Source organism: Variovorax palleresanus (genome assembly GCF_051144945.1).
In the GTDB taxonomy this organism is placed as follows: Bacteria; Pseudomonadota; Gammaproteobacteria; order Burkholderiales; family Burkholderiaceae_C; genus Variovorax; species Variovorax paradoxus_S.
This window is the reverse complement of sequence record NZ_JBJNVP010000002.1, coordinates 3,864,407-3,887,774: the sequence shown is the minus strand read 5'-3', so window position 1 is coordinate 3,887,774 and position 23,368 is coordinate 3,864,407. Positions and strand designations below refer to the sequence as shown.

The following is a 23,368-nucleotide window of genomic DNA, read 5'->3' as shown; positions in this document are numbered from 1 at the left end:
AGACAAGAACATGGATTTCAATTTCTCGGACGACCAGGAACAACTGCGCGACGCCGTTCGCAAGTGGGTCGACAAGGGCTATGACTTCGAGCGCCGCCGCAGCATCGAGGCCGGTGGTGGCTTCTCGCGCGAGGCCTGGGACGATCTGGCCGAACTCGGCCTGGGCGGCCTCTACATCGCCGAAGAAGACGGCGGCCTGGGCATGGGCCCCGTGGCGGGCATGGTCGTGATGGAAGAACTGGGCCGTGGCATCGTGCTGGAGCCCTTCGCGCAGACGCTGATTGCCGGCGCGGTGCTCAGCGGCTATGCCGGCGAGGACATCAAGGACAACTGGCTGCCCCGCATTGCGGGCGGCCAGGCCATCGTGGTGCTGGCCTACCAGGAGCGCAAGGCGCGCTATCGGCTCGACGTGTGCGAAGCCAAGGCCGTGAAGGCCGGCGATGGCTGGTCGCTGACCGGCGCCAAGAGCGTGGTGCCCGTGGGCGACGAAGCCGATGCCTACATCGTGCCCGCGCAGGCCGACGGCAAGATCGCCCTCTTTCTCGTCGAACGCAGCGCCAGCGGTGTCGAGGCCCGCGGCTACGGCACGCAGGACGGCAGCCGTGCGGCCGAGGTCGTTTTCGACAAGGCAGACGCCACGCTGATCACCATCGACGGGCTGGCGGCACTCGAGTACGCGGTCGACGTCGGCATTGCGGCCACTTGCGCCGAAGCCGTTGGCGTGATGGACAAGACGCTCGCCCTGACGGTCGACTACATGAACCAGCGCAAGCAGTTCGGCGTGACCATCTCCACCTTCCAGGCACTGCGCCATCGCGTGGCCGACATGAAGATGCAGCTAGAGCTCGCACGCTCGATGAGCTACTACGCCACGCTCAAGCTCAACGCGCCGGCCGAAGAGCGGCGCCAGGCGCTGGCGCGCGCCAAGTACCAGTTGGGCGTGTCGATGCGCTATGTCGCCGCCAACTCGGTGCAGCTGCACGGCGGCATCGGCGTGACGGACGAATACATCGGCAGCCATTACTTCCGCAAGCTCACGCAGCTCGAAATGACCTTCGGCGATTCGCTGCACCACCTGGGCGAAGTGTCTGCCCGTATGCAGGACACCGCTGGCGTCTTCGCCTGACGATGTTTTTCTCATAGCATCCAACGCCCGCCCGCTTTGCGCCGGCGGGCGTTTTTACTTGGACCTTCAGCCAGGAACAAAAACATGCCATCACGCCGCACCCTTCTTGCCCTCGGGCTCGCATCGACCGCCATGCTGACGGCCTGCGCCACCGCGCCCTCGCCCTCTTACAGCGAGCGCCCGCCGATCGTTTTCATGCATGGCAACGGCGACTCGGCCGCGCTCTGGCAGACCACGATCTGGCGTTTCGAATCGAACGGCTGGCCGCGCAACCGGCTCTTTGCGGTCGACCAGCCCTATCCGTTGGCGCGCGACGACGACGCCGTGGCGCAGCCGGGCCGCAGTTCGACGACCGACTCGGCCGTCTTCCTGAAGGCCGAGGTCGACAAGGTGCTGAAGGCCACGGGCGCCAGCAAGGTGGTGCTGATCGGCAACTCGCGCGGCGGCAACACGATCCGCAACTACGTGCAGAACGGCGGCGGCGCGGATGCGGTGAGCCACGTGGTGCTAGGCGGCAATCCGGCGCACGGCATCTGGGTCGTGAAGGGCTTTCGCGAGAACAACGAGTTCTCGGGGCTCTCTGGCTTCATGCAGCAGCTCAATGCGCCGAAGGGGCCGAACGGCGAGGAGGTCACGCCGGGCGTGAGATGGCTCACGCTGCGCTCCGACAACAACGACAAGTACGCGCAGCCCGACGGACTGTGGATCGGCGTGCCGGGCCAGCCGACGAACATCGGCTTCGACGGGCCTGCGCTCAAAGGCGCAACCAATGTCGTGCTGCCGCGCGTCGATCACCGCGAGACCTCGTTCTCCCCGGCCGCCTTCGCGGCGACATGGCAATTCCTCACGGGCGAGCCGCCACGCAGCACGGCGATTGCGGCCGACGCGAACGTCGTGCTCGACGGCCGCGCGATCGGTGCGGAAAACCTGTCGCTGAATGGCGGCCAGGTCACCGTCTATGCCGTCGACCCCGCCACGGGTGCACGTCGCGGCAACGCCGTGCACAGCAGGAACATCGGCGCCGACGGCCGATGGGGCCCTTTCAGCGCGCGCGGGGACACGTCCTACGAGTTCGTTCTTAGCGCGCCGGGCTATGGCATCACCCACATCTACCGCAGCGCATTTCCACGCAGCAGCGGTTGGGTGAACCTGCGCCCCGAGCGCCTCACGCCCGCCGATGCCAATGCCCAGGCGGTCGTCGTCTTCACGCGCCCTCGCGGCTATTTCGACGCGCAGCGCGACACCATGCGTCTCGACGGCCAGAGCCCGCCAGCGGGCGTGCCGCCCAAGGGTTCCGGCGTGTCGAGTTCCAGGTTGCGCATTGCCGCCGCGGAGCCCCAGCGCGCGGTGACCGGTGAGTTCAACAGCGAGCGCATCACCGGCCTGACCTGGCCCGCCGCGCAACAGCACGTGACGGTGCTCGAGTTGACCTACTGAGGGCTGCGGACATGAACGATGCGGCCTCCCCCTTCGTGCTGAAAGCGCGCGATGCGCGCGGCGTGGTTACGCTGACGCTGAACCGCCCGGCCTCGTTCAACGCACTCTCGGAGGGCATGCTCGGCGCGCTCGAGCAAGCCATTGCAGACATCGCGGCGGACGAGAGCGTGCGTGCGGTCGTCATCGCGGCAGCAGGCAAGGCCTTCTGCGCGGGCCACGACCTGAAGGAAATGCGCGCGGAGCCCTCGCTCGGCTACTATCAGCGGCTCTTCGAACGCTGCGGCGCCATGATGCTGTCGATCCAGCGCCTTGCCGTGCCCGTGATTGCGCGCGTGCACGGCATCGCGACGGCCGCGGGCTGCCAGCTGGTCGCGGTGTGCGACCTGGCGGTGGCCTCGAGCGAAGCACGCTTTGCGGTCAGCGGCGTGAACGTGGGGCTGTTCTGCGCCACGCCGAGCGTCACGCTGTCGCGCAACCTCGGGCGCAAGCAGGCTTTCGAGATGCTTGTGACGGGTGAGTTCATCGATGCGCAGGAGGCCAAGCAGAAGGGCCTAGTCAACCGGGTTGCCGCGCCGGCCGAACTCGATGCCGCAGTCGAAGCGCTGGTCGCCAGCATCGTCGCCAAGCCGCGCCAGCCGCTTGCGCTGGGCAAGGCCCTCTTCTACCGCCAGCTCGAAACCGGCATCGAAGCCGCGCTGGCCGACGCCAGCCAGACCATGGCCTGCAACATGATGGACGAGAGCGCGCTCGAAGGCATCCAGGCCTTCATCGAGAAGCGCTCGCCGGACTGGAAGCGCTGAGCGAGCTGCTAACTGTCGTGCAGCCGCGAGCTCTGCGGCAGGTGCGCCATCAAGAATTCCATCTGGTCCGCCAGGATGCGGCGGTTTCGCAAAATGAAATCTTCCCAGAGGCTGGGCACATAGGGCGCATACAGGAGCGGCATGTTCGCCTGCTCGGGCGTGCGGCTGCTCTTGCGGTGGTTGCAAGGCTTGCAGGCCGTGACCACGTTCATCCAGGTGTCGATGCCCTTCTGGGCGAACGGAATGATGTGCTCGCGCGTGAGCTCGTCTTCGTGGAAATGCCCGCCGCAGTAGGCGCAGACGTTGCGGTCGCGCGCAAAGAGCTTGCTGTTGGTGAGCCCCGGGCGTTGCGTGAAAGGATTGATGCGCGGCACGCCCTTGGTGCCGATGATGCTGTTGATCGCAATCTGCGATTGCTCGCCCGTGATGGCGTTGTGGCCGCCACGGAACACAGCCACCTGCGCGCCCACCTCCCAGCGGACTTCGTCCGCTGCATAGTGGATGACCGCCTGTTCGAGCGATATCCATGACTGGGGCAGCCCTTGGGCCGACAGCTTCAAGACCTTCACCACACGCCTCCTCAAAAAGGGAAGAATCACGGAAAGACCAGGGACACGGAGCGCGCCGGAGACCACTTCAGGCAACGCACTGAGTCACAATATACCGGCTTTGTGACAAAACGGCCTGATTCGCCCAATTGACGGGCGCGAGGCGCTATCAAAAAGATATCCACCCATGCAGGTTTTCCGTGGCTTCCGGCACCCGGGCGTGGCTCCGGCCTGCGCCCTCACCATTGGCAATTTCGACGGCGTGCACCGTGGCCACCAGGCCATGCTGGCGCTGTTGCAGACCGAGGCGCGCCACCGCGGGCTGCCCAGTTGCGTGCTTACCTTCGAGCCCCACCCGCGCGACTATTTCGCCGCCGCCACCAAGAAACCCGACCTGGCGCCGGCGCGCATCGGCACGCTGCGCGACAAGCTGACCGAGCTCGCGGCCTGCGGCGTGGCGCAGACCATCGTGCTGCCCTTCGACGGCCGGCTGGCCTCCCAGTCGCCCGAGCAATTCATCCAGAACGTGCTGATCGACGGCCTGGGCGCGCGCTACGTGCTGGTGGGCGACGACTTTCGTTTTGGCGCCAAGCGGGCCGGCGACTACGCCATGCTCGACGCAGCCGGCGATACGCATGGCTTCGACGTGGCGCGCATGAACAGCTACGAGGTGCATGGCTTGCGCGTTTCCAGCTCGGCCGTGCGCGATGCGCTGGCCGAGGGCCGCATGGCCGACGCCCAGCATCTGCTCGGCCGGCCGTACACGATCTCGGGCCACGTGGTCCATGGCCGCAAGCTCGGCCGCGCGCTGGGCGCCTCGGCCCCGGGCAGGGATGACGGGTTTCGCACCCTCAACATGCGCTTCAAGCACTGGAAGCCGGCCGCCAGCGGCATCTTCGCGGTGCTGGTGCACGGCCTGGCCGACCAGCCGCTGCCCGGCGTGGCCAACCTCGGCGTGCGCCCCTCGCTGGACGCCAACGACGTCAACGCGGGACGGGTGTTGCTGGAGACGCATTGCCTGGAGTGGCCCTCGCATCTGGGAGCCGAAGGGGCCTACGGTAAAATCGTCCGCGTGGAACTCCTGCACAAACTGCACGACGAATTGCGCTACACCAGCCTCGAGGCCCTCACTGCGGGCATCGCGAAGGATGGGCGCGACGCGCGCGCGTTCTTTGCATCGACCCACGCCGAAACCCATCGCCAGACGACGCGCGACCGAATTTAGCCCTGCACGCACCGTGCTGCCGCCCTTCGACAAGCTCAGGGCGAACGGCTTTTCTTCCGCACCGACCGCTCAATGCAGTTCGGGCTGAGCCTGTCGAAGCCCCTCTGTTTCGCACCCCAACATGTCTGACGCCGCTTCCCCCACCGACTACCGTTCCACGCTGAACCTGCCCGACACCCCCTTCCCGATGCGCGGCGACCTGCCCAAGCGCGAACCGGGCTGGGTGAAGGAATGGAACGACGAAGGCCGCTACCACCGCCTGCGCGACGCCCGCCACGGCGCCCCCAAGTTCATCCTGCACGACGGCCCGCCGTACGCCAACGGCCAGATCCACATGGGCCACGCGGTGAACAAGATCCTGAAGGACATGATCACCAAGGCGCGCCAGCTCGAAGGCTACGACGCCCTCTACGTGCCCGGCTGGGACTGCCATGGCCTGCCGATCGAGAACGCCATCGAAAAGCAGTACGGCCGCAACCTGAGCCGCGACGAGATGCAGGCCAAGAGCCGCGCTTACGCCACGGAGCAGATCGCGCAGCAGATGCTCGACTTCCAGCGCCTGGGCGTGCTGGGCGAATGGGACCATCCCTACAAGACGATGGATTTTGCGAACGAAGCCGGCGAACTGCGCGCGTTCAAGCGCGTGATCGAGCGCGGCTTCGTGTACCGCGGCCTGAAGCCGGTGTACTGGTGCTTCGATTGCGGTTCGTCGCTGGCCGAGTTCGAAATCGAATACGCCGACAAGAAGAGCCAGACCCTGGACGTGGCCTTCAAGGCGCACGAGCGCGAGAAGGTGCTCAAGGCCTTCGAGACCGACCACACGATCCTCGGCGACATCTTTGCCGTGATCTGGACCACCACCGCGTGGACCATCCCGGCCAACCAGGCGATCAACCTGAACCCGGAGATCGAGTATTCGCTGGTCGACACCGAGCGCGGCCTCCTGATCCTCGCCAATTCGCTGGTCGAGATGTGCATGACGCGCTATGCGCTCGACGGCAAGGTGCTGGCCACGGTCAAGGGCGAGAAACTCGGCGGCCTGGAGTTCGAGCATCCGTTGTACGACGTGGATGCTGGCTACAAGCGCCTGTCGCCGGTGTACCTGGCCGACTACGCCACCGCCACCGACGGCACGGGCCTGGTCCACTCCTCGCCTGCCTACGGCGTGGACGACTTCAACTCCTGCATCGCCCACGGCGTCGCCTACGACGACATCCTGAATCCGGTGCAGGGCAACGGCAGCTACGCGCCCGACTTTCCGCTCTTCGGCGGGCAGAACATCTGGAAGGCGGTGCCGGTCATCATCTCGGCGCTGCGCGACGCCAACCGCCTGCTCACCACCGAGACCATCACCCACAGCTACCCGCACTGCTGGCGCCACAAGACGCCGGTGATCTACCGTGCTGCGGCGCAGTGGTTCGTCCGCATGGACGAAGGCGAGGGCGTGTTCACCAAGGACAAGGCGCCCAAGTCGCTGCGCCAGACCGCGCTCGAAGCCATCGAGCAAACGAGCTTCTATCCGGAGAACGGCAAGGCGCGGCTGCACGACATGATTGCCAACCGGCCCGACTGGTGCATCAGCCGCCAGCGCAGCTGGGGCGTGCCGATCCCGTTCTTCCTGCACAAGGACTCGGGCGAGCTGCATCCGCGCACGATGGAAATCCTCGACCAGGCCGCCGACATCGTCGAGAAGGGTGGCATCGAGGCCTGGAGCCGTGTCACGGTAGAAGAAATCCTGGGTGCCGAAGACGCGCCGCACTACACCAAGAGCACCGACATCCTCGAGGTGTGGTTCGACTCGGGCTCGACCTTCCATCACGTGCTGCGCGGCACGCACCCCAACGTGCACCACGAGACGGGGCCTGAAGCCGACCTGTATCTCGAAGGCCACGACCAGCATCGCGGCTGGTTCCACTCGTCGCTCCTGATCGCCTGTGCGCTGGAAGACCGCGCGCCGTACCGCGGCCTGCTCACGCACGGCTTCACGGTGGATGCCAAGGGCATCAAGATGAGCAAGTCGCTCAAGAACGGCATCGACCCGCAGGAAATCAGCAGCAAGCTGGGCGCCGAAATCATCCGCCTCTGGGTGGCTGCGAGCGACTACTCGGGCGACATCGCGGGCGACGACAAGATCCTGGCGCGCGTGGTCGACTCGTACCGCCGCATCCGCAACACGCTGCGCTTCCTGCTTGCGAACACCAGCGATTTCGACATCGCGAAGGATGCGGTGCCGCTGGGCGAGCTGTTCGAGATCGACCGCTATGCGCTTGCGCGCGCGGCGCAGTTCCAGGCCGAGATCCTCGCGCACTACAAGGTGTACGAGTTCCACCCGGTGGTGGCCAAGCTGCAGATCTACTGCTCTGAAGACCTGGGCGGGTTCTATCTCGACATCCTGAAGGACCGGCTCTACACCACGGCGCCGGGCTCGCTCGCTCGCCGCAGTGCGCAGACGGCGCTCTGGCACATCTCGCAAGCGATGCTGCGCTGGATGGCACCGTTCCTGAGCTTCACGGCCGAAGAGGCGTGGAAGTTCGTGAGCACGGGCAAGCCGGGCGAGTCGATCTTCGCGCAGACGTACAGCGAATTCGCGGCGCCCGACGAAGCCCTGCTCGCCAAGTGGAGCCGCCTGCGCGAGATCCGCGACGTGGTGAACAAGGACATCGAGGCGGTGCGCGCCGAAGGCAAGGTCGGCTCGTCGCTGCAGGCCAACCTGCAACTCAGCGCACCGGCGGACGACCTTGCGCTGCTGGGCACGCTCGGCGACGACCTGAAGTTCGTCTTCATCGCTTCCGCCATTGAACTGGCGGCGAGCGAAACCCTGTCTACCGTGGTGACGCCGAGCACGGCGCAGAAGTGCGATCGCTGCTGGCACTACCGCGACGACGTGGGCCACGACCCGGCGCATCCGACGATCTGCGGCCGTTGCACGAGCAACCTGTTCGGCGCCGGCGAATCGCGGAGCTTTGCCTGATGGCGGCCGCACGCACCATGTCGGCATCGCGTTCCCGCAGCGGCAGCATCTGGCCATGGCTCGGGCTGGCGGCGATCATCCTGATCATCGACCAGTTCACCAAGACGCTGATCTTGGGCTATTACAAGCTCGGCGACGCGACCTATGTGACGAGCTTCTTCAACGTGGTTCGCGCGCACAACACGGGCGCCGCGTTCTCGTTCCTGGCCGACCATTCGGGATGGCAGCGCTGGTTCTTCACGGCCATTGGCGTGGCGGCTGCGGTGTTCATCGTCTGGATGCTGAAGTCGCACGCGGGGCAGAAGCTGTTTTCGTTCTCGATGGCCTGCATCCTGGGCGGCGCGATCGGCAACGTGATCGACCGGATGATGCACGGCTATGTCGTGGACTTCCTGAGCTTCCACGCCGGCAACTGGTACTTCCCGGCGTTCAATGCGGCCGACAGTGCAATCACGCTGGGTGCCATCTGCCTGATCCTGGACGAGATCCGGCGGGTTCGGCGGGGGAAGTAGTTGGTCATTCGTTAGAGGCCGCCTGCCCTCACCCCAACCCTCTCCCAGAGGGAGAGGGAGCAAACCCCACGCGAGGGTTTTTCCCGGCTTTCTTGCCTGTCATAGCGGGGTCATACTGCCGCGGTGAAATGTAATCGATTACATAACACCGCACGATGAGCATTCAATCCGTCGCAGCCAAGGCTGGGGTCTCCGTGGCCACCGTGTCGCGGGCCTTCAATTTCCCCGACAAGGTCACGCCCGCTACAAGGGAGTTGGTGGAACGCGTCGCACGCGAGCTTCACTATGTGCCGAATGCCAGCGCGCGCACTTTGCGCACCCAGCGCAGCCGTGCATTGGGTGTCGTGCTTCCCACGCTTCTGAATCCGACCTTTGCCGAGTGCCTGCAAGGCATCGCACGTGCCGCCATCGCAGGCGGCTACGCGATCATTCCTGTGACCACGGGCTACCAGCTCGACGAAGAAGAGCGTGCAGTCCACCTGCTGCTTGCCGGCAATGTCGACGGGCTGATCCTCGTGGTCTCCAACCCCTCCACTTCGGCGGCCCTCGCACGGCTTCGCACCACCGACACGCCTTATGTGCTGGCCTACAACCGGCATCCCGACCATCCCTGCGTGACCGTCGACGGCGAAGCTGCCGTAGCGGATGCCGTCGCACGCCTTGTGCTTCTGGGGCATCGCCGGATTGCGATGGTCAGCGGCACGCTGGCCGCGTCCGACCGCGCGCAACAGCGCTACCGGGGTTATCAAAAAGGCATGGCCGATGCCGGGCTCGATGCGCCGCCGCTCATCGAAGTACCTTTTGTCGAAAGCGCAGTGGACATGCTCGCGCACTTGCTGCAGGCCAAGACCCGTCCCACCGCGCTGATCTGCTCGAACGACCTGCTCGCCATCCGCAGCATCAGGGCCGCGCACCTGAGCGGCCTCTCGGTGCCCCACGATCTCAGCGTGGTCGGCTTCGACGGCATTGCGCTCGGCGAAGACCTCACGCCGGCACTCACCACCATCGCGCAGCCCAACAGCGACATCGGCCGCCACAGCGTCGAGTTGCTGATCCAGGCCATGGCCGGCGGTACCGCGCTGCAGGCCGATGCGAGTCTGCTGCTGCCTCACTTCTTCCGCGACGGCGAATCGTGCGCATCCGCGTGCGACATCGCCACCGACTGATCACCCCGCTTCCGCCTCTCACATCCATCCAAGGAGTTCTTCATGTCCCTCCGCATCTCCCGCATGGCCCGCCTGGGCTTGCTCGCCGCCACGCTCGTTGCCGCAGGCAGCGTCATGGCCCAGACCGCCATCTGCTACAACTGCCCCACCGAATGGGCCGACTGGGGCACGCAGCTCAAGGCCATCAAGGCCAAGACCGGCATCACCGTGCCGGCCGACAACAAGAACTCGGGCCAGTCGCTCGCGCAACTCGTGGCCGAAAAAGGCAGCCCCGTGGCCGACGTCACCTACCTGGGCGTGACCTTCGCGGTGCAGGCGCAGAAAGAAGGCGTGGTCGAGCCCTACAAGCCGGCCGCCTGGAAAGACATTCCCGATGGCCTGAAGGACCCTGCCGGCAACTGGTTCACCATCCACTCCGGCACGCTCGGCTTCATGGTCAACGTGGATGCGCTCAAGGGCAAGCCGATTCCGAAGTCGTGGGCCGACCTGCTCAAGCCCGAATACAAGGGCCTCATCGGCTATCTCGACCCCGCCTCGGCCTTTGTCGGCTATGTCGGCGCGGTGGCCGTGAACGAGGCGCGCGGCGGCACGCTCGACAACTTCGGCCCGGCCATCGACTACTTCAAGGCACTGCAGAAGAACGAGCCCATCGTGCCCAAGCAGACCTCCTACGCGCGCGTGCTGTCGGGCGAGATCGCGATCCTGCTCGACTACGACTTCAACGCCTACCGCGCCAAGTACAAGGACAAGGCCAATGTCGCCTTCGTCATCCCGAGCGAAGGCACGCTGGCCGTGCCCTACGTGATGAGCCTCGTCGCCAAGGCGCCGCACGCAGCCGAAGGCAAGAAGGTGCTCGACTTCGTGCTGTCCGACGAAGGCCAGGCGATCTGGGCCAAGGCGTACCTGCGGCCGGTACGCGCCGGTGCAATGCCGAAGGACGTAGAAGCGCAGTTCCTGCCTGCTACCGAATATGCCCGCGCAAAGAGCGTCGACTACGCGCGCATGGCTGAGGCGCAACGGTCGTTCTCTGATCGGTATCTGAAGGAAGTGCGCTGATCTTGTTGTGTTCAGGGCGCGCTCCCGCCGACGGCGTACCTTTCTCCGCGAATGTCCCCCGCCCTTCGGGCTCCTCCTTTATTTCGCTGCGCAAGGCACCCCGCCAGCGGGATCGTTGTTCAGGGCACTGGTTGATCGGCCAGCACGACAGCCGCGCCCGGCGTGCACAGGGCGCCGGGGGCTCCCCGCAGCGAAATAAAGGAGGAGCCGAAGGCGGGGGACATTCGCGGAGGGGAGTACCCGGTGGCCTTCACACGCGCCCTGAACAGCAGCACTCCAAACACAAGCACAGCTGAAATGAAACCCGACAACGCCTGGAACCCACGCTGGCGCCTGCTCGCTTGCTCAGCGCCCGCAGCCGTGTTCTTCGCGGCCTTCTGGCTGCTGCCAGTGGTGCGCCTGCTCACATTACCTGCAACCAAAGGGTGGGCCACTTACTTTGCAGTGCTCACCGACGCGCGCTACCTGCAGAGCATGGCCAACACCGTGGCGCTGTCGGTGGGCGTAACGCTCGCAACGCTGGTGCTCGGCGCGGCCGTGGGCATCTATCTCGCGCGCCATGCCTTCACGGGCAAGCGCATGCTGCTGTCGCTGCTCACGCTGCCACTGTCCTTTCCGGGCGTGATCATCGGCTTCTTCGTGATCCTGCTCGGCGGTCGGCAAGGGCTGGTGGCCGACATCGGCGACAGCCTGTTCGGCGAGCGCATCACCTTTGCCTACGGCCTGCTCGGGCTGTTCCTGGCCTACCTGTACTTTTCGCTGCCGCGCGCCATCGCCACCTATGCGGCAGCGGCCGAGGCGATGAACGTGCAGCTCGAAGAGGCAGCGCGCTCGCTCGGCGCCTCGCGCCTGCGGGTGGCGCGCGACGTGTGGATGCCAGAGCTCGCGCCCACCACGCTCGCCTGCGGCGCGATCCTGTTCGCCACCTCGATGGGCGCCTTCGGCACCGCGTTCACACTGGCCAGCAAGTTCGAGGTGATTCCGATCACCATCTACAACGAGTTCACCAACTACGCCAACTTCGCGCTCGCCGCGTCGCTGTCGATCGCGCTGGGCCTCGTGACCTGGCTGGTGCTGTTCGCGGCGCGGCGCTTCGGCGCCAATCCGGTGGCGCGCTGAAGGAAACGCTTCATGCGAAAGAACATGCAACCCAAGGCACCCTTCCTCCTCGCCGTGACCGTGCTGGTGAGCCTCTTCATGATCGCGCCGATGCTGCTGTCGGTGATGGCAGGCCTGGTCAACAACTACAGCGCGGGCCTGAAGAGCGGGCTCACGCTGCGCTGGCTCGGCGAGGTGTGGGAGAACTACGGCGGCACCGTCGGCTGGTCGCTTGCACTCGCGCTGGCCTGCGTGGTCGGCACCGTGCTGCTGGGCGTGCCCTGCGCCTACGCGCTGGCGCGCAGCCGCTCGCGGGCCGCGCACATCTTCGAGGAGCTGCTGACGCTGCCGGTCGCGGTGCCGGGCCTCGCGACCGCGCTGGCGCTCATCCTCGCCTACGGCCAGCTCACCGCCTTCCGCCAGAGCTTCGCCTTCATTCTCGTGGGCCACATGGTGTTCACGCTGCCGTTCATGGTGCGCACGGTGAGTTCGGCCTTCCAGCGTGACGACCTGCTCGCGCTGGAGGAAGCGGCCCGCTCGCTCGGCGCGAACTTCCGCCAGCGCTTCATGGGCATCCTGGTGCCCGCCGTGTTCCCGGCCATCGTGGCCGGCAGCCTGATGGTGTTCACGCTTTCGGTGGGCGAGTTCAACCTCACCTGGATGCTGCACACGCCGCTCACGCGCACCCTGCCCGTGGGGCTGGCCGACAGCTATGCGTCGATGCGCATCGAGATCGGATCGGCCTACACGCTGGTTTTCTTCGCAGTCATTCTCCCGATGCTGTGGGGCCTGCAATATCTTGCCAACCTGATGCAGAAACGCCATGGAACTTGAACGCATTCCCATCGACATCTCGCGCTGCGCCAAGACCTATGCCGACGGCACGCGCGGCCTGTTGCCGACCGACCTGCACGTGGAGGCCGGCGAGGTGCTCGCCCTGCTCGGCCCCTCGGGCTGCGGCAAGACGACGCTGCTGCGGCTGATCGCGGGGCTCGAGGCACCCGACGAAGGCAGCCGCATCTTGTTCGGCGGCCAGGACGTCACCGACCGGCCGGTGGAGCACCGCGGCGTGGGCATGGTGTTCCAGAGCTACGCGCTCTTTCCGCAGATGACGGTGGCGGCCAACATCGGCTATGGCCTGCGCATCCGCGGCGTGGCGCCGGAAGAAGAAAGGCGCGCGGTCGGCGAACTGGTCGACCTGACGCGGCTCGACGGCCTGGAGAACAAACGCCCCGCCGAGCTTTCGGGCGGCCAGCGGCAGCGCGTGGCGCTGGCGCGCGCCGTGGCCGTGCGTCCGCGCGTGCTGCTGCTGGACGAGCCCTTGGCCGCGCTCGACGCCAAGCTCAAGGAGTCGCTGCGAGATGAACTGGCCGAGCTACTGCGCCGGTTGCACATCACGGCCATCCACGTCACGCACGACCAGCAGGAGGCACTGGCCATTGCCGACCGGCTGGCGGTGATGAGTGCCGGGCGCATCGTGCAGATCGGCCGCGGCGAGGATCTGTACCGCGCGCCGGCGCATCCCTTCGTGGCGGAGTTCCTGGGCCGGGTCAACCGGCTGGAACGCGAGGCCGACGCCATTGCGCAAGGCATTGTCCGACTCGGCGGAAGCACCCTGCCTTGCCCACCCGCCTGGCAGAGCCATGCGATGCTTCTGGTCCGACCCGAAGACGTCGAAGTGAGCGCGCCGCGGCCCGACTGGGGTGCGGCCACGGTCGAACGCCGCACCTTCCTCGGCGACCGCGTGCAATTGCAACTGCGCCTGCAGGACCAGCCCTTGCTGACGGCCGATGTAGGCCGCGACACGCCGTTCGGCCCGGGCGATCCGGTCGGGCTTCGCATCCAGCCCGACCGCCTGATGACGTCGCAGGAGACCAGCGTATGACGACAACGGCAGAAGACAACAGCACTTTCCTCGTGCAGCTCACCGACCTGCACATCCGCGAGCCGGGACGCCTGGCCTACGGCCGCATCGACACCGCGCCCTACCTGGAGCGCGCGGTGCAGTCGGTGCTGCGGCTGCCGCAGCGGCCCGACGCCGTCGTGATCACCGGCGACCTGAGCGACTTCGGCCGCGCCGCCGAATACGAGCACCTGGCGCGCCTGCTGGCGCCGCTCGCGATGCCGGTCTACCTGATGCCCGGCAACCATGACGACCGTGACCAGTTGCGCCGCAGCTTTCCCGGCCACGCCTATCTGACGCCGGGCGTGGGCACGGCCGGCTTCATCCAGTATTCGGTGCGCGTGGGCGCGCTGCGCCTGCTCACGCTGGACACCTGCGTCCCGGGCGAGAGCCACGGCGCCCTGTGCGACGAGCGCCTGGCCTGGCTGGAACAACAGCTCGACGCCAGCCGCGGCGAGCCCGTCGTCATCGCCATGCACCACCCGCCTTTCCAGACGCTGATCGGCCACATGGACGAGATCGGCCTGCTGCAGGGCGCCGAGGCTCTGGAAGCGCTGGTTGCGCGACATGGCAACGTCGAGCGCGTGATCTGCGGCCACCTGCACCGTGCCATCGACGTGCGCTTTGGCGGCACCATCGCATCGACCTCGCCCGCGCCGGCGCACCAGGTCTGCCTGGACCTTTCGGCCAACGCGCCCTCGGCCTGGACACTGGAGCCGCCCGGCTTCCGGGTCCACGCCTGGTCCGCACGGAACCGAAGGCTTGTGACCCATTTGGCGGCTTCCGGCACGTTCGAGGGCCCTTTTCCGTTCCATGACAACGGCGCACTGATCGACTGAGCCCACAGATGTGGAAAATGGGGTCGAAAACGAACCGAAACGAAAAGGATAGAACCCGCCCCCCATGAAGCATCTCCTGAACCTGCTGGCCGCCGTTGCATTGCTGGTGTGGGGCACGCACCTCGTGCGCACGGGCGTGCTGCGCGTGTTCGGCGCCAACCTGCGCAAGATCCTGGTGCAGAGCATGCGCAACCGCTTCACGGCCGCGCTTTCGGGCATCGGCGTCACGGCCCTGGTGCAGTCGAGCACCGCCACCTCTCTGATGACTTCCTCCTTCGTGGGGCAGGGGCTGGTCACGCTGCCGGCGGCACTGGCGGTGATGCGGGGGGCCGATGTGGGCACAGCCCTCATCGCGGTGCTGTTCTCGGCCGACCTGTCCTGGCTTTCGCCGATGTTCATCTTCGTGGGCGTGGTGCTGTTCATTTCGCGCTCGGCCAGCATGGCGGGCCGGGTGGGCCGGGTGCTCATCGGCCTGGGCCTGATGCTGCTGGCGCTGCAGCTGGTGGTGGAAGCCACCGAACCCCTGTTCTCCGCGCCGGCCATGCGTGCGTTGCTGGCCTCGCTCACCAGCGACGTGCTGCTCGAAATCACCATCGGCGCCGCGCTGGCCATCATGGCGTACTCGAGCCTGGCCGTGGTGCTGCTGGTGGCGGCCATGGCCAGTTCCAACGTGGTGCCGCTGGACGTCGCGCTCGGGCTCGTGCTCGGCGCCAACCTTGGCAGCGGCCTGCTGGCGGTGCTGACCACGGCCAAGTCGGCCGTGTCGGTGCGGCAGGTCACGATGGGCAACCTGCTTTTCAAGGCGCTGGGCGTTGCCATCGTCACGCCATTCGTCGGGCTCTGGCTGCGCTACGTGCAGCCGCACGTGCCAAATGCAACCCACGGCGTGGTGCTGTTCCACCTGGCGTTCAACGTGGTCATCAGCGTGGGCTTCATCGGCCTCACGCAATGGGTGGCCACGCTGGTCACGAAGATGCTGCCGGTGCCGCAGCAGCCTGCCACTTCCATGCGGCCGCACCACCTCGATCCGTCGGCGCTCTCGACGCCTTCGCTCGCCATTTCGAATGCCGCGCGCGAGGCGCTGCACCAGGCCGACGTGGTGGAGACCATGCTCATCGGCATGCTCGACGTGATCCGCCACAACGACCTGCGCCTGGCGCAGGAACTGCGGCAGCTCGACGACACGGTGGACGAGCTCTACTCGGCCATCAAGTACTACATGACGCGCATCTCGCGCGAGGCACTGGGCGAGGAAGAAAGCCGGCGCTGGACCGACATCATCAGCTTCACCATCAACATGGAGCAGATCGGCGACATCATCGAGCGCGTGATCATCGACATCGAGGACAAGAAGATCAAGCCGCAGCGCAACTTCTCCGAAGCGGGCATGGCGGAAATCGTCGAACTGCATGGGCGGCTGGTGGCCAACCTGCGGCTGAGCATGAGCGTCTTTCTCAACGGCAATGTGCGCGATGCGCAAAAGCTGCTGCAAGAAAAAGCCCGCTTTCGCGACCTCGAACGGGCCTATGCCACCACCCACCTGGACCGGCTCTCCGACCGCACCACGCTGAGCATCGAAACCAGCTCGCTGCACATCGACCTGATCAGCGACCTGAAGCGGATCAACTCGCACATCTGCTCCATCGCCTACCCTATCCTGGAGACGGCGGGTGCACTGGCCCCAAGCCGGCTGCGCGAATCGCGGCTGGGAAAAATAGAAGGCTGACCGGCTTCAAGATTCCTGCCGGCGGCGCAGGCAGAAGTCGACCAGGTCATCGATCTCGGTGGCCTTGTCGAACACCCCATCGGCGCCCAGCTGCGTGCATTTGCGGCGCGTCTCCGGCGTCAGGTGGTTGCTGAGCACCACCATCTTCTGCGTGGGCTCGCGGTTGCGGCAGGCTTCGAGCACGCTGAAGCCCGTGCCGTCCTTCAGGAACAGGTCGACGACGGCCAGATCCCACTGCGACAGATTGCTGGTGAGCCAGCGTATGCCTTCGAGTTCCGTCTCAGCCTGACCCACCGGATCGACCCGGGCCACTTCGCGCAACGTGCCGGCCAGGGCTTCGCGGATGGCCGGGTTGTCCTCGACGATGAAGGTTCTGACGGTGTCCATGGCGCTGGCCTTCCCAACTTTGTTGAAGGCTACAAAGTGCACTCTTGGCAAGACGAAGGCATGACACCCCACCGAGGGTAGGACAAGGCTGGCCCGCCGCCATCGGCGCGCCAGCCGTGCACGGCTTCAGAGCGTGAGGATGGTGCAGCCGGTGGTCTTGCGCGCTTCCAGGTCGCGATGCGCCTGCTGTACGTCGGCCAATGCATAGCGCTGGTCGATCGGTATCTTCACCGCGCCGCTCTGCACCACGGCAAACAGGTCGTCGGCCATGGCCTGGGTGCTTTCGCGCGTTGCGATGTGCGTGAACAACGTGGGCCGCGTCACGTAGAGGGAGCCCTTGGAGGCCAGCGTGCCGAGGCTGATCGGCGGCACGGGGCCCGAGCCGTTGCCGAACACCGCCAGAAGGCCGAACGGGCGCAGGCACTCGATGGAGCCTTCCCAGGTGTCCTTGCCCACCGAGTCGTAGGCCACCTTGACGCCCTTGCCGCCGGTGATCTCCTTCACGCGGGCCGCGAAGTTCTCGGTGCTGTAGTTGATGGCATGCGCCGCGCCGTGGTCGAGCGCGAGCTTGCACTTGGCGTCGCTGCCCGCGGTGCCGATCAGCTGCAGGCCCAATGCCTTGGCCCACTGGCAGGCGATCAGCCCGACGCCGCCGGCCGCCGCATGAAAGAGGATGAAGTCGCCGGGCTGCAGGCCCTCCACCGGCAGCGTCTTCTTCAGCAGATATTGCGTGGTCAGGCCCTTGAGCATCATGGCTGCGCCGGTCTCGAACGAGATGGCGTCGGGCAGCTTGCACACGTTCTTGGCCGGCATCACGCGCAGCTCGCTGTAGGCGCCGGGCGGCTGGCTCGCGTAGGCGGCGCGGTCGCCGGCCTTGAGGTGCGCCACGCCTTCGCCCACGGCCTCGACCACGCCCGAGGCTTCCATGCCCAGCTGCAGCGGCATCTGGAACGGATAGAGCCCGCTGCGCTGGTAGGTGTCGATGAAATTCAGGCCCACGGCCTTGTGGCGGATGCGTATTTCACCAGGGCCGGGTTCGCCGACCTCCACGTCGACGATCTTCAGTTCTTCGGGACCGCCGTGGCGGTCGATACGGACGGCTTTGCTCATCATTTTTGCAGTCTCCAGGCACGCGGAAAAAAGAAGAAGCGCATCCTGCCACGTTTGGCCTTGCCGCGGCGGCAGAGGGCAATGCCCGGTAGAGTCGGCGGCCATGCAGACACAGCAGCAGCGCCTCACGCCTTCCACCATCCTCCTGCTCACCGTGCCGCCGCTGCTGTGGGCCGGCAATGCCGTGGTCGGCCGGCTGGTGCGCGACCTGGTGTCGCCGCTCACGCTGAACTTCGTGCGCTGGGTCATCGCCTTCGCGCTGCTGCTGCCGCTCGCATGGCCGGTGGTGCGGCCGACCAGCCCCTTGTGGGCGCACTGGAAGCGCTACGCCGTGCTGGGGCTGCTCGGCATCGGCTGCTACAACGCGTTTCAATACCTGGCGCTGCAGACCTCCAGCCCGATCAACGTCACGCTGGTGGGCTCCAGCCTGCCGCTGTGGATGCTGGCGACGGGCGCCATCTTCTTCGGTGCCCGCATCAGCGCGCGCGAGATCGGCGGCTCGCTGCTTTCGATGCTGGGCGTGCTGCTGGTGCTGAGCCGCGGCGAATGGCGGCAGCTGCTCGGGCTGCGGCTGGTGCCGGGCGATCTCTACATGATCCTGGGCACCATCGCCTGGGCCTTCTACAGTTGGATACTGGCGCGCACGCGCGAGCCGCAGGCCGTGCGGCAGGACTGGGCCGCGTTCCTGATGGCGCAGCTGGTGTTCGGCCTCGCGTGGTCGGGCGTGTTCGCGGCCGGGGAATGGACGCTGACCGACGCCCGCATCGTGCCCGGCTGGCCGCTGTTCGCGGCGCTGGCCTTCATCGGCATCGGCCCCGCGGTGCTCGCCTATCGCTGCTGGGGCAGCGGCGTGCAGCATGCGGGGCCGCAGGCGGCGAGCTTCTTCATGAACCTCACGCCGCTGTTCGCCGCGCTCTTGTCCGCGGCCTTCCTGGGCGAGCCGCCGCACTGGTACCACGGCGCGGCATTCGCGCTGATCGTGGGCGGGATCGTGGTGTCGTCGCGGCGCTGATTCACCAGCTCCCCTGTGGGCGAGCTCAGTACGTGCCCGGGTAGGCGCCGCCGTCGGCCAGTATGTTCTGACCCGTCATGTAGCCGGCCTGCATGCTGCAGAGAAAAGCGCAGATGGCGCCGAACTCGGCCGGCGTGCCGAAGCGCCTGGCGGGAATGTTCTTCTTGCGGGCTTCCCACACGGTGTCGAAATCCTGGCCGGTCTTCTGGGCCGCGCCGGCCATCGTGCCCTTGAGGCGGTCGGTGTCAAAGGAACCGGGCAGCAGGTTGTTGATGGTCACACCCTGCGCCGCGATGGGCGTGCGCGCCACGCCGGCCACGAAGCCGGTGAGGCCGCTGCGCGCACCGTTCGACAGGCCGAGGATGTCGATCGGCGATTTCACCGAGCTCGACGTGATGTTGACGATGCGCCCGAAGCCGCGCTTGGCCATGCCGTCGACCGTGGCCTTGATAAGCTCGATGGGCGTGAGCATGTTGGCATCGACAGCCTTGATCCAGGCCTCGCGGTCCCAGTTGCGAAAATCGCCGGGTGGCGGACCGCCGGCGTTGGTGACGACGATGTCGAAGTCATGGCCCAGCGCGAACACCGCTGCACGGCCGGCTTCGGTGGTGATGTCGGCGGCCACGTGCTTGACGAAAGGCGTTGGCGAACCGGCGGCCGCGACGGTCGCCACGGCCAGCTTCTTCGCTGCCGCTTCCAGCGCCTCGGCGCCGCGTGCCACGATGACCACGTTCACGCCTTCGCGCACCAGCGCTTCGGCGCAGCCGTAGCCGAGACCCTTGCTCGCGCCGCACACCAGCGCGGTCTTGCCTGCAATGCCCAGATCCATTTTTGTTGCTCCTGATCTGCAGGGGCGCTAGCGCCCCGTGCGTGTGAAAACGAAGATGCCCGCAATCACGAGCACCGTGCCGGCCGCGATCCACGCGGTGAACGGCTCGCCGAGTATGACCACGCCCATGAGGATGGTCGACAAGGGCCCGATCATGCCGGTTTGCGCGGCCATGGCGGGGCCGATGCGCTCGATGGCCATCATGACCATCAGGACAGGCACCGCCGTGCACAGCGTGGCGTTGAGCACCGAGAGCCAGATCACCTCGGGCGCCACCTGCATGGCCACGCTCATCGGCCGCGTGAGCACGAACTGCAGGATGCACAGCACGCAGGCCACGGTGGTGGCCAGCCCCACGAGCCGCAGCGACCCCAGGCGCTTGACGAACTCTCCGCTGTAGACGAGGTAGCCCGCATAGCTCACCGCGCTCAGGAACACCAGGAAAGCGCCCCAGGCCGCCGCCCCGCCGCCCTTGCCGCCGCTGCCGATCCAGAGCTCGTGCCCGAACACCAGCAGCACGCCGGCATAGCTCACGATCATGCCCAGCACCTGCGGCCGCGTGGCGCGGCGCCGGTACAGGAGCCAGCCGAACAGAAGCACCAGCGTGGGGTTGAGATAGAGGATCAGCCGCTCGAAGCTCGCCGAGATGTAGGCGAGTCCCGCGAAGTCGAGAAAGCTCGCGAGGTAGTAGCCCGAGAAGCCGAGCCCGACCACCCCGAGCCAGTCGCGGAAGGTGAGTGCAGGCTTGCCGCGGCCGGCCCACCACGCCATGAGCGCGAACAGCGGCAGCGCGAACAGCATCCGCAGCATGATCAGCGTGATCGCATCCACGCCATAGCGGTAGGCCAGCTTGACGATGATGGCCTTGCCGCTGAAAGCGACCGCACCCAGCGAGGCAAGGACGAGGCCGGCCCCAATGCTCTTTTTTGCGCCGCTTGCTGAAGAGGGAAAGCCGGTCTGTGCGGCGGACTTGTTCATCCCTCGATCATCATTGCGCGGCCTTCAAAAGCCTGCAGCCACGCCATCGCGGCGCGGATCGCTGGCGGCGACGTAGCCTTCCACCGACGGATCGCCCGCGCGCCAGATGAACTGGCCGGCGCCGAAGTCCTGGTAGGAGTCGTCGATCACATCGAGGTGGTGGCCGAGCTCGCGCAGGCCCTGCACGGTGTTCGGGTTCATCGCGGCCTCGACGTTGATCTCGAGCCCCGCGTTGAAGCGCCAGCGCGGTGCGTCGCAGGCAGCCTGCGGGTTCTGCTTGTAGTCGAGCATGCGCACCAGCGTCTGCATGTGGCCCTGCGGCTGCATGTTGCCGCCCATCACGCCGAAGCTCATCACCGGCTGTCCGTCCTTGGTGAGGAAGGCCGGGATGATGGTGTGGAACGGCCGCTTGCCCGGTGCCACGACGTTCGGGCTCTCGGCCTTGAGGCTGAAGCCGTGGCCGCGGTTCTGCAGGCTGATGCCGAATTCGGGTTCCACGCAGCCCGAGCCGAAACCCATGTAGTTGCTCTGGATGAAGCTCACCATCATGCCGCTCTCGTCCGCGGCCGTGAGGTAGATGGTGCCGCCCTTCACGGGGTTGCCGGCCTTGAAGTCCTGCGCCTTTTTCACGTCGATGAGTTTCGCACGCGATGCGAGGTAGGAGTCATCGAGCATTTGCGCCGGGGTCACCGTCATCGACGATGGCTCCGAGACATAGCGGTACACGTCGGCAAAGGCGAGCTTCATCGCCTCGATCTGCAGATGCTGTGAAGCGACCGAGTCGACCGGCAGCGACGCGATGTCGAATTTCTCGAGAATGCCGAGCGCGATCAGCGCCGCAATGCCCTGCCCGTTGGGCGGAATCTCGTGCAGCGTGTGGCCGCGGTAGTCGCGCGAGATCGGCTTGACCCATTCGGGCTGGTAGGCCGAGAGGTCTGCCACCGTGAGCGAGCCACCCTGCTCGGTCGAGAACTTTGCAAGCGCCTCGGCGATCTCGCCGGTGTAGTAAGCCTCGCCCTTGGTGCGGGCAATGGCCTTGAGCGCACGCGCCGCCGCGGTGAAGCGGAACAGCTCGCCGACCTCGGGCGCGCGGCCCCAGGGCAGGAAGGTCTGCGCAAAGCCGGGCTGCGACTGCAGCAGCGACGTGGCTGCGGCCCACTTGCCCTGCACCACCGGCGGCACCAGGTAGCCGCGCTCGGCGATGTCGATGGCCGGCGCCAGCAGGTCGGCGAAAGGCAGCTTGCCGAAGCGATCGCTCAGTGCAACCCAGCCGCGCACCGCGCCTGGCACGGTCACCGAATCGATGCCGCGCATGGGCGGCGTGGCGGCGTCGGCACCGTACTTGGCCCTGAAGTATTCCGGCGTCCAGGCCTTGGGTGCGGGACCCGAGGCGTTCAGGCCATGCAGCTCCTTGCCATCCCACAGGATGCAGAAGGCATCGCTGCCAAGGCCGTTGCTCACGGGCTCGACCAGGGTCATGACGGCCGCCGTGGCAATGGCCGCATCGACGGCATTGCCGCCTTGCTGCAGCATGCGCAGTCCGGCCTGCGAGGCGAGCGGGTGCGAGGTGGACACCACGTTGCGCGCAAAGATTGGAATGCGGGTGGAAAGGTAGGGATTGCTGAAGTCGAAGTTCATTGGAAAGTGCTTGCTATTCGTTGCTGATCTTGCGCTCGACGATGATTTTTTTCCACTTGGCGGCGTCCGCGGCCACCATCTTCGCGAACTGCTCGGGCGTTCCGGCAGCCGCGGGTTCGATGCCCAGGCGCGAAAGCTTTTCTCTCACTTCGGGATCGGCCAGCGCCTCGTTGGCGGCCTTGTTGACGCGCGCCACGATGTCCGCCGGCAATCCCTTCGGGCCATAGAAGCCGAACCAGGTGTTCGACTCGAACCCGGGCAGCGTGTCTGCGATCGGAGGCAGTTCGGGTGCGAGCGGGCTGCGCTTCAGCGTGGTGACGCCGAGTGCGCGGAGCCGGCCGTCACGCACGTGCGGCATGCCGGTGGGCAGCGAGTCGAAGAGCACGTCGACCTTGCCGCTGATCAAGTCGGGAATGGCGAGCGCGGTGCCCTTGTAAGGAATGTGCGTCACGAACACGCCGGCCTGCGCCTTGAAGAGCTCGGCGGTGAGTTGCACGATGGTGCCGTTGCCGCTCGACGCGTAGTTGAGCTTGCCGGGGTTCTTCTGTGCGTAGGCGATCCATTCGCGCACCGTCTTGGCGGGCGAGTCGACCGGCACCAGCATGATGCTCGGCGCATCGCCCACGTGCGCGATGGGCGAGAAGTCGCGCACCGTGTCGTAGGGCAGCTTGCTGGTGATGGAGGGGCCGATCGAATGCGTGCTGGTGGTGGCCAGCAGCAGCGTGTAGCCGTCGGGTGGCGCCTTGGCGGCCATGTCGGAGCCGATGGCACCGCCGGCGCCCGGCTTGTTGTCGACGATCAGCGTGGCGCCCAGCTTTTCGCTCATCTTCTGCCCGAGGGTGCGCGCAAAAAGATCCGTGGCGCCGGCCGCCGGGAACGGCACGATGAGCCGCACCGGCTTGTTCGGGTAGCCCTGGGCCAGGCTGGCCGTCGATGCGGCCATGCAGAGCGCAACGGCAACCCCTTGAAGGAACTGGATTCGTTTCATGGTCTGAATTCTGGCCCCG

At 66.5% G+C, this 23,368-nt stretch carries 21 protein-coding genes; 14 read left to right on the top strand and 7 right to left on the bottom strand.

What is annotated here, in order from left to right:
- Positions 1–10 precede the first annotated feature (10 nt).
- From ACJ7Z0_RS22070 to ACJ7Z0_RS22060, 3 genes are all read left to right on the top strand, one after another.
- The gene (locus ACJ7Z0_RS22070; RefSeq protein ID WP_434791542.1) at positions 11–1,126 is read left to right on the top strand and encodes an acyl-CoA dehydrogenase family protein; all 1,116 of its coding nucleotides are present in this window, start codon (positions 11–13) and stop codon (positions 1,124–1,126) included.
- An 84-nt stretch (positions 1,127–1,210) separates the two neighbouring features.
- Positions 1,211–2,563 carry an alpha/beta fold hydrolase gene (locus ACJ7Z0_RS22065; RefSeq protein ID WP_434791541.1) on the top strand — a complete coding sequence of 451 codons (1,353 nt, stop codon included), beginning with the start codon at positions 1,211–1,213 and terminating at the stop codon, positions 2,561–2,563.
- An 11-nt stretch (positions 2,564–2,574) separates the two neighbouring features.
- A complete protein-coding gene (locus ACJ7Z0_RS22060; RefSeq protein ID WP_434791540.1) occupies positions 2,575–3,363 on the top strand; it encodes an enoyl-CoA hydratase in 789 nt (262 codons plus the stop codon).
- 8 nt (positions 3,364–3,371) lie between these two features.
- Here ACJ7Z0_RS22060 and ACJ7Z0_RS22055 read toward each other — a convergent pair whose 3' ends face one another.
- The gene (locus ACJ7Z0_RS22055) at positions 3,372–3,932 is read right to left on the bottom strand and encodes an HNH endonuclease (protein WP_055804374.1); all 561 of its coding nucleotides are present in this window, start codon (positions 3,930–3,932) and stop codon (positions 3,372–3,374) included.
- 166 nt (positions 3,933–4,098) lie between these two features.
- On the opposite strand from ACJ7Z0_RS22055, the gene ACJ7Z0_RS22050 reads away from it, so the two are divergent.
- The 10 genes from ACJ7Z0_RS22050 (at position 4,099) to ACJ7Z0_RS22005 (ending at position 16,407) form a co-directional block, all read left to right on the top strand.
- Positions 4,099–5,136, top strand: a complete 1,038-nt coding sequence (locus ACJ7Z0_RS22050) for a bifunctional riboflavin kinase/FAD synthetase (protein ID WP_431124007.1) — start codon at positions 4,099–4,101, stop codon at positions 5,134–5,136.
- Positions 5,137–5,257: 121 nt separating this feature from the next.
- Entirely contained in the window at positions 5,258–8,107 is a 2,850-nt protein-coding gene (gene ileS, locus ACJ7Z0_RS22045; RefSeq protein ID WP_434791539.1) for an isoleucine--tRNA ligase, read from the top strand.
- Entirely contained in the window at positions 8,107–8,619 is a 513-nt protein-coding gene (gene lspA, locus ACJ7Z0_RS22040) for a signal peptidase II (protein WP_093020126.1), read from the top strand. Before ileS ends, lspA begins: the two co-directional genes overlap by 1 nt.
- Positions 8,620–8,774: 155 nt before the next feature.
- On the top strand, positions 8,775–9,785 hold the full coding sequence (locus ACJ7Z0_RS22035) for a LacI family DNA-binding transcriptional regulator (RefSeq protein WP_434791538.1): 1,011 nt from the start codon (positions 8,775–8,777) through the stop codon (positions 9,783–9,785).
- Between the two features lie 42 nt (positions 9,786–9,827).
- Entirely contained in the window at positions 9,828–10,841 is a 1,014-nt protein-coding gene (locus ACJ7Z0_RS22030) for an ABC transporter substrate-binding protein (RefSeq protein ID WP_434791537.1), read from the top strand.
- A 297-nt stretch (positions 10,842–11,138) separates the two neighbouring features.
- Entirely contained in the window at positions 11,139–11,960 is an 822-nt protein-coding gene (locus ACJ7Z0_RS22025) for an ABC transporter permease (protein WP_434791536.1), read from the top strand.
- A 12-nt stretch (positions 11,961–11,972) separates the two neighbouring features.
- Entirely contained in the window at positions 11,973–12,773 is an 801-nt protein-coding gene (locus ACJ7Z0_RS22020) for an ABC transporter permease (RefSeq protein ID WP_434791535.1), read from the top strand.
- Complete coding sequence (locus ACJ7Z0_RS22015) at positions 12,763–13,824, top strand: ABC transporter ATP-binding protein (protein WP_434791534.1); 1,062 nt, start codon at positions 12,763–12,765, stop codon at positions 13,822–13,824. The genes ACJ7Z0_RS22020 and ACJ7Z0_RS22015 overlap by 11 nt, the downstream gene beginning before the upstream one ends.
- Positions 13,821–14,681, top strand: a complete 861-nt coding sequence (locus ACJ7Z0_RS22010; protein ID WP_434791533.1) for a phosphodiesterase — start codon at positions 13,821–13,823, stop codon at positions 14,679–14,681. The genes ACJ7Z0_RS22015 and ACJ7Z0_RS22010 overlap by 4 nt, the downstream gene beginning before the upstream one ends.
- Before the next feature lie 64 nt (positions 14,682–14,745).
- A complete protein-coding gene (locus ACJ7Z0_RS22005; RefSeq protein ID WP_431124022.1) occupies positions 14,746–16,407 on the top strand; it encodes a Na/Pi cotransporter family protein in 1,662 nt (553 codons plus the stop codon).
- Between the two features lie 6 nt (positions 16,408–16,413).
- Here the strand turns inward: ACJ7Z0_RS22005 and ACJ7Z0_RS22000 are convergent, their stop codons facing one another.
- Entirely contained in the window at positions 16,414–16,794 is a 381-nt protein-coding gene (locus ACJ7Z0_RS22000) for a response regulator (protein WP_431124025.1), read from the bottom strand.
- Between the two features lie 126 nt (positions 16,795–16,920).
- Positions 16,921–17,904 carry a quinone oxidoreductase family protein gene (locus tag ACJ7Z0_RS21995; RefSeq protein WP_434791532.1) on the bottom strand — a complete coding sequence of 328 codons (984 nt, stop codon included), beginning with the start codon at positions 17,902–17,904 and terminating at the stop codon, positions 16,921–16,923.
- Positions 17,905–18,007: 103 nt separating this feature from the next.
- On the opposite strand from ACJ7Z0_RS21995, the gene ACJ7Z0_RS21990 reads away from it, so the two are divergent.
- Complete coding sequence (locus ACJ7Z0_RS21990) at positions 18,008–18,916, top strand: DMT family transporter (RefSeq protein ID WP_434791531.1); 909 nt, start codon at positions 18,008–18,010, stop codon at positions 18,914–18,916.
- 25 nt (positions 18,917–18,941) lie between these two features.
- Here the strand turns inward: ACJ7Z0_RS21990 and ACJ7Z0_RS21985 are convergent, their stop codons facing one another.
- Genes ACJ7Z0_RS21985 through ACJ7Z0_RS21970 form a run of 4 tightly spaced genes read right to left on the bottom strand, consistent with a single transcriptional unit; the run spans position 18,942 to position 23,349 of the window.
- The gene (locus ACJ7Z0_RS21985; protein ID WP_434791530.1) at positions 18,942–19,745 is read right to left on the bottom strand and encodes an SDR family oxidoreductase; all 804 of its coding nucleotides are present in this window, start codon (positions 19,743–19,745) and stop codon (positions 18,942–18,944) included.
- A gap of 27 nt (positions 19,746–19,772) precedes the next feature.
- On the bottom strand, positions 19,773–20,723 hold the full coding sequence (locus ACJ7Z0_RS21980) for a DMT family transporter (protein ID WP_434791529.1): 951 nt from the start codon (positions 20,721–20,723) through the stop codon (positions 19,773–19,775).
- Positions 20,724–20,747: 24 nt separating this feature from the next.
- On the bottom strand, positions 20,748–22,361 hold the full coding sequence (locus ACJ7Z0_RS21975) for a gamma-glutamyltransferase family protein (RefSeq protein WP_434791528.1): 1,614 nt from the start codon (positions 22,359–22,361) through the stop codon (positions 20,748–20,750).
- A gap of 13 nt (positions 22,362–22,374) precedes the next feature.
- Positions 22,375–23,349 (bottom strand): Bug family tripartite tricarboxylate transporter substrate binding protein, encoded by a 975-nt coding sequence (locus tag ACJ7Z0_RS21970; RefSeq protein WP_431124039.1) that lies wholly within the window; start codon positions 23,347–23,349, stop codon positions 22,375–22,377.
- Between the last annotated feature and the right edge of the window lie 19 nt (positions 23,350–23,368).

Bases quoted from the DNA above. Each gene is read 5' to 3' on its own strand.
- ACJ7Z0_RS22070 (WP_434791542.1), top strand. From the start codon at position 11: ATGGATTTCAATTTCTCGGACGACCAGGAACAACTGCGCGACGCCGTT.
- ACJ7Z0_RS22065 (WP_434791541.1), top strand. From the start codon at position 1,211: ATGCCATCACGCCGCACCCTTCTTGCCCTCGGGCTCGCATCGACCGCC.
- ACJ7Z0_RS22060 (WP_434791540.1), top strand. From the start codon at position 2,575: ATGAACGATGCGGCCTCCCCCTTCGTGCTGAAAGCGCGCGATGCGCGC.
- ACJ7Z0_RS22050 (WP_431124007.1), top strand. From the start codon at position 4,099: ATGCAGGTTTTCCGTGGCTTCCGGCACCCGGGCGTGGCTCCGGCCTGC.
- ileS (WP_434791539.1), top strand. From the start codon at position 5,258: ATGTCTGACGCCGCTTCCCCCACCGACTACCGTTCCACGCTGAACCTG.
- lspA (WP_093020126.1), top strand. From the start codon at position 8,107: ATGGCGGCCGCACGCACCATGTCGGCATCGCGTTCCCGCAGCGGCAGC.
- ACJ7Z0_RS22035 (WP_434791538.1), top strand. From the start codon at position 8,775: ATGAGCATTCAATCCGTCGCAGCCAAGGCTGGGGTCTCCGTGGCCACC.
- ACJ7Z0_RS22030 (WP_434791537.1), top strand. From the start codon at position 9,828: ATGTCCCTCCGCATCTCCCGCATGGCCCGCCTGGGCTTGCTCGCCGCC.
- ACJ7Z0_RS22025 (WP_434791536.1), top strand. From the start codon at position 11,139: ATGAAACCCGACAACGCCTGGAACCCACGCTGGCGCCTGCTCGCTTGC.
- ACJ7Z0_RS22020 (WP_434791535.1), top strand. From the start codon at position 11,973: ATGCGAAAGAACATGCAACCCAAGGCACCCTTCCTCCTCGCCGTGACC.
- ACJ7Z0_RS22015 (WP_434791534.1), top strand. From the start codon at position 12,763: ATGGAACTTGAACGCATTCCCATCGACATCTCGCGCTGCGCCAAGACC.
- ACJ7Z0_RS22010 (WP_434791533.1), top strand. From the start codon at position 13,821: ATGACGACAACGGCAGAAGACAACAGCACTTTCCTCGTGCAGCTCACC.
- ACJ7Z0_RS22005 (WP_431124022.1), top strand. From the start codon at position 14,746: ATGAAGCATCTCCTGAACCTGCTGGCCGCCGTTGCATTGCTGGTGTGG.
- ACJ7Z0_RS22000 (WP_431124025.1), bottom strand. From the start codon at position 16,794: ATGGACACCGTCAGAACCTTCATCGTCGAGGACAACCCGGCCATCCGC.
- ACJ7Z0_RS21995 (WP_434791532.1), bottom strand. From the start codon at position 17,904: ATGAGCAAAGCCGTCCGTATCGACCGCCACGGCGGTCCCGAAGAACTG.
- ACJ7Z0_RS21990 (WP_434791531.1), top strand. From the start codon at position 18,008: ATGCAGACACAGCAGCAGCGCCTCACGCCTTCCACCATCCTCCTGCTC.
- ACJ7Z0_RS21985 (WP_434791530.1), bottom strand. From the start codon at position 19,745: ATGGATCTGGGCATTGCAGGCAAGACCGCGCTGGTGTGCGGCGCGAGC.
- ACJ7Z0_RS21980 (WP_434791529.1), bottom strand. From the start codon at position 20,723: ATGAACAAGTCCGCCGCACAGACCGGCTTTCCCTCTTCAGCAAGCGGC.
- ACJ7Z0_RS21975 (WP_434791528.1), bottom strand. From the start codon at position 22,361: ATGAACTTCGACTTCAGCAATCCCTACCTTTCCACCCGCATTCCAATC.
- ACJ7Z0_RS21970 (WP_431124039.1), bottom strand. From the start codon at position 23,349: ATGAAACGAATCCAGTTCCTTCAAGGGGTTGCCGTTGCGCTCTGCATG.